This is a genomic window from Marinobacter sp. DUT-3, from assembly GCF_050379435.1.
In the GTDB taxonomy this organism is placed as follows: Bacteria; Pseudomonadota; Gammaproteobacteria; order Pseudomonadales; family Oleiphilaceae; genus Marinobacter.
This window is the reverse complement of record NZ_JBNRMG010000004.1, coordinates 356655-371926: the sequence shown is the minus strand read 5'-3', so window position 1 is coordinate 371926 and position 15272 is coordinate 356655. Positions and strand designations below refer to the sequence as shown.

Here is a 15272-nt window from a genome sequence, read left to right as displayed (position 1 = left end):
CTTAAAAGGGTATGTGGGGAATCAAGATAGCCATGCTAATGATTAAAAGCGTTCCCCATCCGTGAGGGAATCGCACAACCCGACAGGAGAGAATTATGCCTATAACAAAAAACCGACTTGGCGCCGCCCTGGCGCTTTCTGTCAGTGTCACATCCGGTGCGGCTTTGGCCGACGAAAGCAAGGTCCTGAATATCTACAACTGGTCGGATTATATTGCGCCAGAGGCGATTGAAGCGTTCTCCGAAAAGACCGGCATCGAAGTCAACTACGACGTCTACGATTCCAACGAGGTGCTTGAGGCCAAGCTGATGTCAGGCGGCACGGGCTATGACGTGGTGGTGCCGGCCGGCGCGTTCCTGGAGCGGCACGTCCAGGCCGATATCTATCTGGAAGTTGATCAGTCCCGGCTCTCCAACTACGACAATCTGGATCAGGTGATGTTGGAAAAGGTGGCCCGTTACGACGCGGGCAACAAGCATAGCGTGCCTTACGCCTGGGGCACGATCGGTCTTGGCTACAACGTCGATCAGGTCAGAGAGCGTCTGGGCGACACCCCTGTCGACAGCCTCGATCTGGTGTTTAACCCGGATGTCGCGGCCAAACTGGCTGATTGTGGCATCGCCATGCTGGATTCCCCTGCCGAAGTTGTCTCCATGGCGCTGAACTACCTGGGGCTTGATCCCAACAGTGAGAAAAAAAGCGACCTGAAGAAAGCCGAGGCGATGCTGCAGAGCGTGCGCCCCCACATTAAATACTTCAGTTCCAGCAAATACATCTCCGACCTGGCCAACGGCGAAATCTGTCTTGCCGTGGGCTACAACGGTGACGTACTGCAGGCACAAGGGCGTGCTGAAGAAGCGGGTCAGGGCGTGAATGTGGGTTACTCCATTCCCTCCGAAGGAACCCTGGTCTGGTTCGACGTGATGGCCATCCCTGCCGATGCCCCGCACCCGGATGCCGCGCATAAGTTCATCGATTTTGTGCTGCAAGGCGACACGGCGGCCGGTATCTCCAACTACGTCTACTACGCGGTACCCAATGTCGCCGCTATGCCGCTGCTCGATGACGAGGTCAGCAGCAACCCGGGCATTTACCCCTCTGAAGACGTCAAGGCCAAGCTGTTTACGCAGAATGCGCATACACCGAAGTTCGACCGTATCCTGAACCGCTCCTGGTCCAATACCAAAACCGGACGGTGAACACTGTCATTCCGGCGGCGAGCCAGCGCGCAAGCCGCTGGTTTCGTCACCAGCGGAATAACTTCCAGGGGAAAAAGCATGAGTTTATATACGGCAATCGAACCGGAGCAGGCGGAAGCTTGCGCTGACGGTGGCGCTTCAGTGCCACTGTGGCGCCAGGAAGGTGCCGAACCTTTTGTGAAGATCGAAAACGTCACCAAAAAGTTTGGCGATTTTACGGCAGTCGACAACATCTCGCTGAACATCTACAAAAACGAACTTTTCTGCCTGCTGGGCGGCTCCGGTTCCGGCAAGAGTACGCTGCTCCGGATGTTGGCCGGATTTGAGACGGCCACCAGCGGACGCATCCTGATCGATGGTGTCGATACTTCGGGCATTCAGCCCTGGAAACGGCCGGTCAACATGATGTTTCAGTCCTATGCCCTGTTTCCACATCTGACTGTCACCGAAAATGTCGCGTTCGGTTTACGTCGCGAGGGTGTCGGCCGCTCAGAAACCAAACAGCGCGTGGCGCAGATGCTGGATATGGTGCAGATGGGCCACCTGGGTAAGCGCAAGCCGAACCAGTTGTCGGGTGGGCAGCGCCAGCGGATTGCGTTGGCGCGATCGCTGATCAAGCGGCCCAAACTGCTGCTGCTGGATGAACCGTTGGGCGCACTGGATAAAAAACTGCGTGAAGAAACCCAGTTTGAGCTGATCAACCTCCAGTATGAGTTGGGTGTGACGTTTGTGGTGGTGACCCATGACCAGGAAGAGGCGATGACCCTGGCCACCCGGATTGGGGTAATGAATCAGGGCCAGATTATCCAGACCGCCGAACCCCATGAAGTCTACGAATATCCGAACAGTCGTTTTGTGGCCGAGTTTGTCGGTTCAGTGAATCTGTTCGAGGGCAAGGTTGTTGAGAAGACGCCGGGCTCTGTCCGGATCGATTCACGGGACGCCGGCACCACGCTTTCCAACAATCACGGTATCAACTGTACCGCTAACCAGGTGGTCAGTGTTGCGGTACGCCCCGAGAAAGTAAATATCAGCCACGAGGACCCCGAACAGCGTGACAACTGTGTTCGCGGCAAGATCGAAGACGTTGCCTATATGGGCAGCCTGTCGTTATTCCGGGTCAGGCTCGATAATGGTTTTGAAGTGAGAGTGACCAAGCCCAATCTGATGCGCGCCGCAGCCGAGAGATTCACCTGGGATGATCGCGTTTACTTGTCCTGGGACGAAGACAGCAGCGTGGTGTTGACGTCATGAGTACTATTGCTGAATCAGTCCGGCTCACAGGGCTTTCACTGAGGGCTCGGATTCTCGAGCGCCTCGGGCAGATCAAGTGTGGCCGCTATGCGGTCATTTCAATTCCGGGTCTGTGGCTGGCGGTGTTTTTCTTTATCCCGTTTCTGGTGGTATTCAAAATCTCGCTCGCCGAGACGGCGATCGCGATTCCGCCGTACACGTCGCTGTTCGAACTCGATCTGGAAGAGGCGTTGCTGGAGATCAGCATCAACCTCGGCAATTACCGCTACCTGTTCGAGGATGATTTCTACCTGGCGGCCTACCTCAATTCGGCCAAAATCGCCGCCATCTCCACCTTCTTCACCCTGCTGATCGGCTTTCCGATGGCCTATCTGATTGCCCGCAGCCACGGCACAACCCGGACGTTGCTGCTGTCACTGGTGATCCTGCCGTTCTGGACGTCGTTTCTGCTCCGGGTTTACGCCTGGATGGGGATCTTGCAGAAGAATGGCATCGTCAATGACTTTCTGATGAGCATCGGCCTGATCGACACTCCGCTGACGATATTGCAGACCGATATCGCCGTTTACATCGGCATCGTTTACACGTACCTGCCGTTTATGGTGTTGCCGCTCTATACGGCGCTCGAAAAGCTCGACGGGGTGCTGCTTGAGGCAGCGGAAGACCTGGGCTGCAAGCCTGCGCAAACCTTCTTCCTTATCACCCTGCCGCTGTCCTTGCCCGGTGTCGTTGCCGGCTGCTTGCTGGTGTTTATTCCGGCGGTGGGCGAGTTCGTCATTCCGGCGCTGCTGGGCGGCTCCGATACGCTGATGATCGGTCGGGTATTGTGGGACGAGTTTTTCCTCAGCCGGGACTGGCCCATGGCTTCGGCAGTCGCGACGGTGATGCTGATCGTGCTGGTGTTGCCGATCATGCTGATCCGTAACAACGCCGAGAAACAGAGGGAGGCTGTCTGATGAAACGTCGTTCAACCTTCCTGAATGTGTCCGCCGGCCTGGGTTTTGTGTTCCTGTATGCGCCGATCATTGCCCTGATCATCTACAGCTTCAATAAGTCCAAGCTGGTGACGGTATGGGGTGGCTGGTCATTGAAATGGTATGCCGAGCTGTTTAAAAACGACCAGATTATTGACGCCGCGCTGGTGAGCGTGAAGATCGCCGTCATCAGCGCCACGCTGGCGGTCGTACTGGGTACGCTGGCCGGTTTCGTACTGACCCGGTTCGGTCGCTTCCGCGGCAAGATGATTCTGTCGGGCTGGACGACCGCGCCGCTGGTTATGCCGGAAGTCATCACCGGGCTGTCCCTGTTGCTGCTGTTTGTGGCCATGGAGGGGATGTTCGGTTGGCCCTCCGGGCGCGGCACCGGCACCGTGATCATCGCCCATACCACCTTCTGCCTGGCCTACGTGGCCGTGGTTGTGCAGTCGCGTCTGGTATCACTGGACGAGACCCTGGAAGAAGCGGCCATGGACCTGGGCGCCAGGCCTGCCTCGCTGTTCTTCCTGGTGACCCTGCCGCTGATTGCGCCGGCGCTTGTCTCGGGCTGGTTGCTTTCCTTCACCCTGTCACTGGATGACCTGGTCATCGCCAGTTTTGTCTCCGGCCCGGGTGATAGCACGCTACCGATGGTGATCTTCTCGAAGGTCCGCCTGGGCGTCAGTCCGGAGGTGAACGCCCTGGCCACGCTGATGATTCTGACCGTGGCGGTCGGGGTGATTGCCGCGGTGTTCCAGATGCGTCGCCAGCACCGTAGTAAAGAAATCCAGGAATAACCCTGCTCCTAATCCCAACCCCGGGGGCAAAGCCCCCGGTTTCACTCCCCCAAACCTAAAAACAACACCTAGGAGAATCCTATGAAATCATTGTGGATGGCACCGGCGTGCCTGTTACTTTCCTCTGCCGTGACGGCAGCCGAGCTCTCAAGTACTGTCAGTTTCACCAATGACTACCGTTTCCGTGGTATCTCGCAAACGGCCGGTGATGCAGCTGTGCAGGGCAGTATCGACGTGGCCTTTGAAAACGGTCTCTATGCCGGCATCTGGGGTAGCAACGTCGATTTTGGCGACGACGCTAATCTGGAAATCGACTGGTACGCCGGCTACTGGGCCGAAATCAATGACAAGATGAGTTGGGATGCGACCCTGTATTATTACACCTACCCGGGTTATGACGCAGCTGACGCAGACTACGCAGAAGTAGACTTCAACTTCTATTACGGCGACCTGAAACTGGAGTACGCCTTCGCCAACGACTATGTCAATCTGAGTGAGGACGCACACTACGTCGCGCTGGACTACAGCTACGCGGTGACCGACCAGGTGTCTCTGGACCTGCACGCCGGTCATAGCTTTGGCGATTACTGGGACGAGATTGATATCGGTGACTACAGCGATTTCTCGGTTGGCGCCTCCACCAGCCTCGCTGGTCTCGACCTGTCACTCGCCTACCTGTTTAACGATCTGGACAGCGATCAGGAAATCGATACTGGCCCGTTCCGCAACGACCAAACGGTCCTGTTGACGGTTTCCAGAAGTTTTTAAGCGCTGACGGGCAGCACAGCTGCCTGTTCCGGCCGGCCTGGTGGTTCTGCGATCCCGCTGCAGAACGATCTCGCCGGCCTTTTTTGGCTCGCTCTGTTGCCCTGGAACACAAGGGTCACGGAGACAAAAAAGCCGGGCTCCAGGGCCCGGCTGTTGGTGGTAGGCGATTGGGATGTCAGCCCAATTCCTTTTGCGTGATCGGGAAGCCCATCTTCTCAACCAGCCGAATCCACAAATGCCGCCAGCCGCCCTTGGCATCAACCGTATCCAGCGCGTACATGGTAATCTTCGCGCCGATCCAGCGGAACGGTTCGGGAGGGATGTAGCCCGGCAGCGTGCTGGCAAAGCCCAGTTTGCTCTCGGGCGTGTCCTTCCCATCGAGTATATCCAGTCCGACCCTTGAGCCGAAGCGGGTAGCGGTGACGCCGAAACCGGAGTAACCACCCGCGTAGACCATGTCGCCGTTGTGGTAACGCTGGAAGTGCACCGCCATCCGTGTGGTCAGGCCGATGGGACCGCTCCAGGCATGGCTGAAATTGATGCCGCGCAGGCCCGGGAAGGTCTTGTAGAAGTTTTCGACCAGTGGCACAAAGTTCTCTGCCGTCTTGTCCGCTTTCGGGTCGGTATCATTCTCGTAAAAGTACCCCAGCCGACCGCCAAACAGGATCCGGTTGTCGGCGGTAAGGCGCATGTAGTTAAGCTGTGTGCGGGTGTCGTAGATGCCTTGACGGTGCTTCCAGCCGATACTGGCCAACTGCTCGTCGGTGAGCGGCTCGGTGACAACGATCCGGTCGCGGATCGCAGCGACCCGTTTGCGGATCTTGCTACCGCTGATGGCAAAGGCGTTGGTGGCGAGCAGCACCTTGTTGGCTCTGATCAGGCCCTCGGGGGTTTCCGCCTTTACACCTGGGTTCAGTGCGCGGGTATCGCACAGAGGGGTGTATTCGTAGATTCTCACGCCGAGTTCTTTCGCCACGCGCTTAAGGCCCCAGGCCAGCTTTCCGGGGTGGACCGTACCGCTGCGGCTCTTGGACCAGAGTCCACCGGAGAACAGCGGTGAGTTGACCTCAGACTGAACCTGGTCCTGGTTGAGCAGGTAGGCGTCGTGGCCGTAGCGCTTGTAGAGTTTGTACTCTTTTTTGATGTCGTCCAGGCCATCTTCACCGATGGCGACGGTGAGCTCACCACCCCATTCGACATCGCAGTCGATGTTGTAGCGTTCGATCGTTCCGCGGAAATGGTCAAGGTTTTCTTTGCCCAGACGCTCCAGATCGTCCATGTCGTCTGGAAACAGGCGCTGAGCATTGTCCAGGCCATGCATAACCGAGGTCGACAGTATGGCCGCGGGGCGACCTGAGGCTCCGATGGCAACGCATTGCGCCTCGATCAGAACCACATCACGTTCGGGGTTGTTCTCTTTTGCCTGTACGGCGGCCCAGAGCCCTGTGAAGCCAGCGCCGACGATCAGCAGATCGCACTGGGTGCTGCCCTTGAGTGACGGTTCAGGCTTGGGTGCATCGGCGTGATCTAACCAGTAGGGAAAGAACTTTGTTCTCAGTAAAGCCTTTTGGGCATCCGTTAATCCGTTCATGGTCACACTCATTTGTTGTGTTTCTCAGGAATCGCGCTGATAGCGCTATGTAACCAGTTTGCTGAACGGTAAGGCGGGATTGAATACCCTCGTTTGGTAGGTACCTGAACAGGGTAGAGCGTGAGAGAGAGTGCGAATGTTGAGTAAAGTTGGCTGCTTTGGGCGACAGAAAAAAACGCAGGCAGGGCCTGCGTTTGCGTGGTTTAGCGCTTGCTGTACTGAACCCCGGGTAGCACGCACAGCATCTCGTAGAGCAGGTTGGCGGCCACCACCGAGGTGTTGCGGCTCATATCAAAGGGTGGCGAGACTTCAACCAGGTCGGCGCCGACTATATCCAGCCCGCGGGCGCCGCGGATGATCTCGATGCCCTGCATCACGGTCAGGCCGCCGACCTCAGCGGTGCCGGTGCCCGGGGCAAATGCAGGGTCAAGCCCGTCGATATCGAAGCTGATATAGACCGGACCGCCGCCGATCTTCTCTCGCACCTCTTCCATCAGCGGGGTCAATGACTTATGCCAGCATTCCTCGGCGGTGACGACGCGGAACCCCTGGTCACGCGACCAGTCGTATTCGTTGGCCGAATAACCGGTGCCGCGGAGACCGATCTGTACGACGCGGTTGCCGTCGAGCAGTCCTTCTTCCACCGCGCGGCGGAATGGGGTGCCGTGGGCGATGGACTCGCCAAACATGTGATCGTTGATGTCGGCGTGCGCGTCGACATGGATCACGCCGATCGGGCCGTGTTTCTTCCTCAGTGCACGCAGAATCGGCAGCGCTATGGTGTGATCGCCACCCATTGTCAGCGGGGCGACGCCACAGCCCAATACATCGTCGTAAAACGCTTCGATGATATCGATGCTTTTTTGCAGGTTGAACGTGTTGATCGGTACGTCGCCGATATCAGCGACGGTCAGGCTGTTGAACGGATCGGCGCCGGTGGATACATTGAATGGACGCAGCATGCGGGACTCGTCACGGATCTCGCGGGGAGCCAGGCGGGCGCCGGGGCGGTTGGAGGTGCCGATGTCAAAGGGTACGCCGATGAATGCCGCGTCCAGTTTTTCGGAGAGATCGACCGCAGGCAGGCGCATAAAGGTTGCGGGCCCGCCGAAGCGGGGCATCTCGTTGCCGCTCATTGGGGCATAAAACGTTTTATCGGACATGGTCGAACTCCTTGCTGCAATAGGTTGCCGGTACTAAGTTCGGGCCGGCTTTTTCTGGTGATGTTGGTCATCACACTAGAAACATCCTGCTGCGCTCACCATACCCTGTTCAGGTGGGTCATTCGGCTACCCCCCCCCAACAGGGTATATATCAGGGGGCGGGGGGAGGTGAAAATGGCGCCATAGTAGACAAAAATAAATAAGGTGGTGCCCTATGAGTAAGCCCTTGAGTCATAAAAAAACGTTGACTGCGGTGGACGTCACGCTCTACGCCGTCTCTGCGGTTCTGCTGATTGATCAGATCGCCATGACCGCGGCTGTTGGTCCTGCGGCTATCTTCTGGTGGCTGGTTGTCATCGTCCTTTTTCTGATCCCGAATACGTTGGTCACAGCCGAACTGGGCACTTCTTACCCGGAACAGGGCGGCATCTACGCCTGGGTACGCGATGCCTTCAACACCCGCTGGGCGGCACGGATCACCTGGCAATACTGGATTAATATCGCCCTGTGGATGCCGGCGGTTTACATCATGTTCTCCGGCATCTTTGCTGCACTGTTTGTCCCCGACATGAGTCTGTGGGCACAGATCGGCCTTGGAATCGGTATGTGCGCCCTGACAACCTGGGCTAACTGCATCCGCCTCAGTTACAGCAAGTGGATTCCGAATATCGGCACGTTGACCAAGTTTGCGGTTATTTTGACCCTGGGTGGTACTGGTATTGCGTACGGCCTGGAGCATGGCTTCGTTAACGACATCAGTTTCGGTACGGCAATGGACGATCTGCAAGCCGGCCTGGTGTACCTGCCGGTCGTGGTTTATGGGTGTTTGGGCATGGAGCTGATCAGCGCCGAGAGTGACGAGATTATCAATCCCGAACGCAATATACCTCGTGCGATGCTGGCTGCTGGCCTCTGCGCGGCAGGTTTCTACATCTTCGGTACGGCGGGTGTGCTCGCCGCAGTTCCGGCCGATGATGTCGATATGGTCGATATCCTGGCGGTTACGCTTCAGGAACTGTTTGGGGGGAGCGAGCTCGGCAACGCCTTCGCTTTGATGATCGGAGGGATGGCGTTATTTACGCTGTTCTCGACCATGGTGACCTGGACCCTCGGCGGTAACCGTGCGGCGGCGGAAGCGGCCGACGCAAAAGAGATGCCCGAGATCTTTGGCTGGGTGAGCAAGGAGCATAAAAGCCCTGTTGGCGCCGCCATTCTGACCGGTACGATCAGCTCGTCGATCATGGTGATCTATGGCTTTATGGCCAATAATCTTGAAGACCTGTTTTGGACCCTGTTCTCGTTCAGTGCCATCATTTTCCTATTACCCTATATCGCCATGCACCTCGCGTTTTTGAAGTTGCGTATCAGTGATGCCGATCATCCACGGCCGTTCAAAATTCCGGGTGGTGATGCGATGGGTTACGCGCTTTCCACACTCTGTATTGCCATTCTGGGGATGTCCATCCTGTTGTTCTTCTGGGTTCCCGGCGAACCATTGGACACCGCGTTCGCCCTGCAGGTTGGCGCTGGCGTACTGATCACTCTCGCCATTGGTGAGTACCTGGTATATCGCGGTGAGAAACTGCGGGCAGCGGAAGCCGATCGGCAGCAGAGCAGGGTAGGTATAAAATTGGGCGTGGCCAACGGATGAGCCGCCGCTAAGCCGACACTCAGTAATGCAAATGCCCCACCCGTTAATCCGGTGGGGCATTTGTGTGTGCCGACATTCGCCGAGTGTTTCGCTTCCTTCCTTCAGAAGCCAGAACGTTTCCCTGGTTAATCCTCTTCCCTGGGTGGCCGCTCGACGACTTTGCGTTTGCCCTTGGCGCAACGCGCGAGAGCTTTCAGGCCATCGCCCTCGAAGGCGTCCACCCGGATCACGTCGTACAGCGCTTCAAGTGCTTCCAGCAGTTTGTCACACTCTTCCTCCTTGATAACGCCCTGCTCGCAGGCCCAGTCCACCAGTTCCTTGCGTTGGTGGCCCATTAACAGGGCAATACCATCCACCTCGTCCTCATTGCGGTTGCGAATGGCTTCATGGAGCCGGCTACGCATCTCGGCGGTTTCATTGGCCAGGCGATAGGCGTTCAGTACCCGTCCCAGTGGATCGTCCGGATCGGTGTTGATGTACGCCCCGCGGCTGACGCGCTGACGCACAGGAGTATCCTTCACAATGATGTTGGCGACTGTGGTGCCGAGCGTGTCATCGGGTCCGTTCAGGCCGGTAGCGCCCAGTGGGAACACCAGCAACCGTAATGGCCAGCGCAGCGCCGGTACCGGGAAGTTGATGATGGCTTCGCGCATGGAGTCCTGCAGGTCCCGCAGACAGGTTTTCAGGCCCCATTCCACCAGTGGCCGCTGGTCGTCCGGGTAGCCTTCCTCATGCCATTGCTTGATCACAGCAGTGGCGTAGTACAGATGCACCAGGCAGTCCGCCATGCGTCCTGACAGTCGTTGACGGGCTTTCAGGCCGCCACCGACCGTCAGCAGGGTGACGTCGGTCAACAGCGCGAAGGCGGCGGAGAAGCGGGCCAACTGGCGGTAACAGGGTTGGATGTCGCCCTGGCGTGGCACCGGCTCCAGCCAGCCACGGGTCAGCCCCAGAACAAACGCCCGCAGGGCATTACGGGTGGTGTGGGCAATGTGGCGGTAAAAAATGCCATCGAATTTTTTCGCGGCCTTGTCCTCATCTTCCATGCCGGCGGCTTCAATTTCCTCCACGATGAACGGATGGCAACGAATCGCGCCCTGGCCAAAGATCATCAGGCTGCGGGTGAGGATGTTGGCGCCCTCGACGGTGATGCCGATGGGGACCGCCTGGTAGGCGCGGGCCAGGAAGTTGCGGGGGCCGGTAATGACGCCACGCCCGGCCACCACGTCCATGGCGTGGTTGATCACTTCCCGCATCAGATCGGTGTTGCGGTATTTCAGCACCGCCGACGGCACCGATGGGCGTACGCCCCGGTCCAGCATGCCGGAGGTGAGCAGGCGGGCCGCGTCCATCATGTAGGTGTAGCCGGCAATGGGTTCCAGAGCCTCCTGAACACCCTCAAACTGGCTGATGGAACGGCCAAACTGCTCCCGCGTCAGCGCGTAGGAACCGGTGGCGAGGCTGGCCACTTTGCCCGCGCCGGTACCAAGGGCGGGTAGTGATATCGAGCGACCAATCGACAGGCATTCCAGCAGCATCGTCCAGCCCTTTCCGAGCATGTCCTGACCACCAATAACCTGTTCCATGGGGATAAACACGTCGTTACCCCAGGTGGGCCCGTTCATGAACACAGTGTTCATCGGCAGGTGACGGGCGCCGGCGTTGACCCCTTCGGTCTCGCGCGGCACAAGTACGCAGGTCACACCGATTTCATCCTGATCACCCATCAGCTTGTCCGGGTCATACACCTTGATGGCCAGACCAATCAGCGTGGCTACCGGCGCCAGGGTGATGTAGCGTTTGTTCCAGGTGACTTTCAGGCCCAGCACTTCCTCGCCGTTCCATTGCCCCTTGCAGACGATGCCCTTGTCGGGGATAGCGCCGGCGTCGGAGCCGGCCACCGGGGAGGTCAGGGCAAAGCAGGGAATTTCCTCGCCTCCGGCCAGCCGGGGCAGGTAGTGTTCTTTCTGGGTATCTGTGCCGTATTCCATCAGCAACTCGCCCGGGCCCAGAGAGTTGGGCACCATCACGGTGACGGCGGCGGACACGCTGCGGGTGGAAATTTTCATCACGATTTCGGAGTGGGCGGTATGGGAGAAGCCCTTGCCACCCTGTTCCTTGGGAATCATCAGCCCAAAAAAGCCGTTCTCGCGGATGAACTTCCAGACCTTGTCCGGAAGGTCGTAATTTTCATGGGTGATTTTCCAGTCGTCCAGCATGCCGCAGAGTTTTTCTACCGGTCCATCCAGGAACGCCTGTTCTTCGCTAGTGAGGTGGGCGGGCTTGGCGTCCAGCAGCTTTGACCATTCCGGCTGGCCGGAGAACAGTTCGCCGTCCCAGTCCACGGAACCGGATTTGAGCGCTTCGGATTCCGTCTCGGAGAGCTTCGGCAGGCGGTTTCGCACCCAGCCCAGCAGTGGGCGGCTCAGTTTGTCGAGGCGGAGATCACCGGGGAAAACCAACAGCAGAGCCAGGGCGAGCAAACCACCACCAAACAGTATGCTGAGCAGGTGCCAGCCATCCTGGAATAAACCGACGACGGTGGCGATGACCATCACCGCCGCGGCGGTTTGGCCACCAATGCCAAGATAAATCAGGACCAGTGCACTGATCAGAAGGAGCAGGACGCTCATGGGCAGACCTCCGTATCACGAATGAAATCAATCAGATTTGAGCAGTTATTACGAAGCTTCCTTTACCATCGATCAAAGACTGGGCAGTTGCAAGCAACAAAAACGGATTCTGGCCTGAAGATCATACATAGCCGGCCGCAAACACCAGCCCCAGTACAATGGGCATCACCACCAGACTGCCGAGGTTGCTGAGCAGCACCAGTGACGCCACTTTATGAGGCTCCTGCTGGTACTGCTCTGCCACCATGTAGTTGAGAACCGCTGGCGGAAGGGCCGCGAACACCCACAGGGCGGCCACCTGAAGGCCCGGAAGATCCAGTATGGCAATCATCGGCCAGGCGAGAATCAGACCCGAGACCGGACAGGCAATGGCGCCCAGCATGCCCAGTTTCCAGTCGCTGAAATCCACATCCAGCATACGCACGCCGAGGGTAAACAGCATCAGTGGAATACATACGCCACCGAGCATATTCAGGGTTTCCAGCAGCCACTGTGGCATGGGCACCCCGCCGAAATTGACGGCCAGGCCGGCAATGCTGGCAAACACAACGGGCAGGCGCAGCCGTTTGATGATGGAGGTGTGCGGGTCCAGCATGTAGAGGCCCACGGTAAAGTGCAGCAGCATCTCCACTATAAACAGCACGATGGCGGCTGGCAGGGCTGCGTCACCAAAGGCGAACACCAGTACCGGGATGCCCATGTTGCCGGAATTGTTGAACATCATCGGGGGCAGGAAGGTTTTCAGATCCAGGTTCAGCACCCGGGCCAGGGGGTAGAGGATAATGCCGGAACCCAGTACCACCACGGTGGCTGCCACTGCGAGGCTGGTGTATTCCTGTAGTGGTGCCTGCTGGTCTGCCAGGACCGCGAACACCAGCATGGGGACGAACAGTTCCATGTTCAGGGTGTTCAATCCCTGGATATCGGGCGTGCGATAACGGCCATACAGTGCGCCACATCCGGCAATCAGGAAAACCGGCAACATCGTGGACAGGATCTGACCAATCATTCGAAGGCTCCGACAGGGGTTATGGGTCAGCCGATGGACAATAAACCGTTAGGTTCGCAAGTGTTGGCCGTGTTCGGCAAGGAAAACCTGTGAATCTTCGACCAAAGCTTTAAACCCGCAGACGGACCGGTCATGTCTCTGATATGCGACGGCTTGCGGTGGTCATGACTCCTGCCACAGAATGATGACCATTCACCCGTCCCCATGACCGATCGGAGTGCCACGTGCCCATAGATTTCGACAAGTCCGTTATCCGCGAACAGACCTGTTCGGTAAAATTCGATGCCCGCCGGGCCGTGTTTGGTAAGGAGGATGTGATTCCGCTGTGGGTGGCGGATATGGATTTCCCGGCACCGGAGGCGGTCACCCGGGCCCTGGAAACCCGGGCCCGACACCCGATATACGGCTACACCCTGTTTCCTGATTCCCTGTATCAGTCGATGATCGACTGGTACAGGGACCGCCATGGTTGGACTATTGAAAGGGAATGGATCCTTATGGCGCCCGGCGTGGTGCCATCCCTTCATGCAGCGTGCCTGGCATTTTCCGAGCCTGGTGAGGGAGTCATCATTCAGCCGCCGGTCTACCCGCCGTTCTTCAGTTCGGTAAAGCGGACCGACCGGACAGTGATTGAAAATCCGTTGGACTGTGTCGACGGACGTTACACTATGGATTTTGAACACCTCGAACAGTGCGCCGCCCGTGACGATGCTCGCCTGTTGGTGCTGTGTTCCCCCCACAACCCCGTTGGCCGGGTGTGGACGGATGAGGAACTGCGGGCAGTGCTGGATATTGCCCGCCGACACGGCCTGGTGGTGTTGTCCGATGAGATTCACTGTGACCTGGTGTATCCGGACAAGCCGACGCATTGCATGCTTGCCCGCCTGGCGGAAGCCGGCGATGCGCTGGTAACGGCGGTTGCCCCGAGCAAGACCTTCAACATGCCGGGACTTGGGCTGTCGGCGCTGGTGATTCCTGATCCTGACCGACGGCGAGCAATGAAGGAAGTTTTCGATTCCCTTCACATGGGGCAATGCAATCCATTCAGCATCACCGGCTTTGAAGCCGGCTACCGGCATGGTGGTCCCTGGCTTGATGAGCTGATGCCTTACCTTCAGCAGAATCGCGATTTTGTGGCGGACTTTCTGGCACAGCGGATACCTGAAGTGACCATGGCGGTGCCGGAAGGAACCTACCTGCTCTGGCTGGATTGCCGTGGGCTGACACCGGATGACAAAGCGCTGAAACAGTTCTTTGTGCAGGACGCGGGCATTGGTATGAATCCCGGCGCGACCTTCGGCGACAACGGGCGCGGCTTCATGCGGATGAATATTGGATGTCCCCGGCCGCTCCTGGAGCAGGCACTGGAGCGCATCGAAGCGGCTGTCATCCGGCGTTTCCGGTAAGCAGTCGGGTGTGCCCTGAAGACTTGTCAGCTTTTTTTACGACCACAGTTGTCGTGGGGTTTACAGGAATACACAGGCGTCTGGTTTTAAAGCGAAAGACAGAAACTGGCATTGCCGATGCTTTTGTTTTGGGTGGTACTCATTAACGGAATATGGGGAAACCCAGGGAGGCAAGTATGCCAAGAATTACACTGGTCACGTTGTTGGCCGTCGTATTGTTTTTCCCAACACTGGCAAGTGCGGCGCAGATAACAGCTAGCTATGACGTCAATCTCAACTCGGACGATCCGGGTCTGGTGGTTAACTCCGCAGATATTGCTGACAATCCTTTCACGTTCAATCTTGGCGAAGGGGAAAGCCAGTATTTCAGCTTGTTCAAGATCTGGACCAATGAATCCGATGTAGGGGACGACGACGAAGTTGCCTATCCGATCTCGGTGGACTTCAGTTTCACTTCGCCCGATGTGCTGTTCGGATCGATCGATGGTGAGACCGTGGGGGTGAACAAGGTAGGAGGCCTGTTCCAGAAAGGGGTACTCACCTGGGACGGTTCACTGGATCTGTTCTTTGGCGCCCAGGGCGATGGCCATCTTCGGGTCACCCTGTTTGATGCCGTATTCAATGAAGGCTATCTTTTTGGCCTGCATGAGGGCAAGAAATACGGTGCCAAGGTCAAGGCCAAAATCGAGCTGATTGCCAAGGCGTCACAGGTTCCCGAGCCGGGCACCCTGGCGTTGCTGGGACTGGGCTTGCTTGGTATTGGGCTGCGTGCCCGTCGTAACGCCGGCTGAACGAACAGGTTCCTCAGACGTTCCGTTGGAGTCAGG

Annotated in this window: 12 protein-coding genes; 8 read left to right on the top strand and 4 right to left on the bottom strand. The window is 57.8% G+C overall.

All coding sequences use genetic code 11. The features are described from left to right. Nucleotides 1-92 precede the first annotated feature (92 nt). The 5 genes from ACQUWM_RS10025 to ACQUWM_RS10005 all read left to right on the top strand — a co-directional run bounded on the left by ACQUWM_RS10025 (nt 93) and on the right by ACQUWM_RS10005 (nt 4992). Nucleotides 93-1199 (top strand): polyamine ABC transporter substrate-binding protein, encoded by a 1107-nt coding sequence (locus tag ACQUWM_RS10025; protein ID WP_428922109.1) that lies wholly within the window; start codon nt 93-95, stop codon nt 1197-1199. Nucleotides 1200-1277: 78 nt separating this feature from the next. Next, nucleotides 1278-2453, top strand: coding sequence for an ABC transporter ATP-binding protein (locus tag ACQUWM_RS10020; protein ID WP_428922040.1), 1176 nt, complete (start codon nt 1278-1280; stop codon nt 2451-2453). After that, a complete protein-coding gene (locus ACQUWM_RS10015; protein ID WP_428922039.1) occupies nt 2450-3409 on the top strand; it encodes an ABC transporter permease subunit in 960 nt (319 codons plus the stop codon). Before ACQUWM_RS10020 ends, ACQUWM_RS10015 begins: the two co-directional genes overlap by 4 nt. Further along, nucleotides 3409-4224 carry an ABC transporter permease subunit gene (locus tag ACQUWM_RS10010; protein WP_428922038.1) on the top strand — a complete coding sequence of 272 codons (816 nt, stop codon included), beginning with the start codon at nt 3409-3411 and terminating at the stop codon, nt 4222-4224. The genes ACQUWM_RS10015 and ACQUWM_RS10010 overlap by 1 nt, the downstream gene beginning before the upstream one ends. An 81-nt stretch (nt 4225-4305) precedes the next feature. After that, nucleotides 4306-4992, top strand: a complete 687-nt coding sequence (locus ACQUWM_RS10005) for a TorF family putative porin (protein ID WP_428922037.1) — start codon at nt 4306-4308, stop codon at nt 4990-4992. 175 nt (nt 4993-5167) lie between these two features. Here the strand turns inward: ACQUWM_RS10005 and ACQUWM_RS10000 are convergent, their stop codons facing one another. Beyond that, complete coding sequence (locus tag ACQUWM_RS10000) at nt 5168-6583, bottom strand: NAD(P)/FAD-dependent oxidoreductase (protein ID WP_428922036.1); 1416 nt, start codon at nt 6581-6583, stop codon at nt 5168-5170. A gap of 203 nt (nt 6584-6786) precedes the next feature. Then, nucleotides 6787-7746 (bottom strand): agmatinase, encoded by a 960-nt coding sequence (gene speB / locus ACQUWM_RS09995; RefSeq protein ID WP_428922035.1) that lies wholly within the window; start codon nt 7744-7746, stop codon nt 6787-6789. Nucleotides 7747-7972: 226 nt separating this feature from the next. Here speB and ACQUWM_RS09990 point away from each other — a divergent pair, with 226 nt between their 5' ends. Further along, on the top strand, nt 7973-9397 hold the full coding sequence (locus ACQUWM_RS09990; RefSeq protein ID WP_428922034.1) for an APC family permease: 1425 nt from the start codon (nt 7973-7975) through the stop codon (nt 9395-9397). Nucleotides 9398-9522: 125 nt separating this feature from the next. Here the strand turns inward: ACQUWM_RS09990 and ACQUWM_RS09985 are convergent, their stop codons facing one another. Both ACQUWM_RS09985 and ACQUWM_RS09980 read right to left on the bottom strand, forming a co-directional pair. Further along, nucleotides 9523-12030, bottom strand: a complete 2508-nt coding sequence (locus ACQUWM_RS09985) for an acyl-CoA dehydrogenase (protein WP_428922033.1) — start codon at nt 12028-12030, stop codon at nt 9523-9525. 121 nt (nt 12031-12151) lie between these two features. Then, nucleotides 12152-13039: an AEC family transporter gene (locus tag ACQUWM_RS09980; RefSeq protein WP_428922032.1), complete on the bottom strand. Its 888-nt coding sequence runs from the start codon at nt 13037-13039 to the stop codon at nt 12152-12154. Nucleotides 13040-13263: 224 nt separating this feature from the next. Between ACQUWM_RS09980 and ACQUWM_RS09975 the strand changes: the two genes are divergently transcribed. Further along, a complete protein-coding gene (locus tag ACQUWM_RS09975; protein WP_428922031.1) occupies nt 13264-14445 on the top strand; it encodes a MalY/PatB family protein in 1182 nt (393 codons plus the stop codon). Between the two features lie 176 nt (nt 14446-14621). After that, a complete protein-coding gene (locus tag ACQUWM_RS09970; protein ID WP_406998727.1) occupies nt 14622-15236 on the top strand; it encodes a PEP-CTERM sorting domain-containing protein in 615 nt (204 codons plus the stop codon). The last annotated feature ends 36 nt before the right edge of the window (nt 15237-15272 follow it).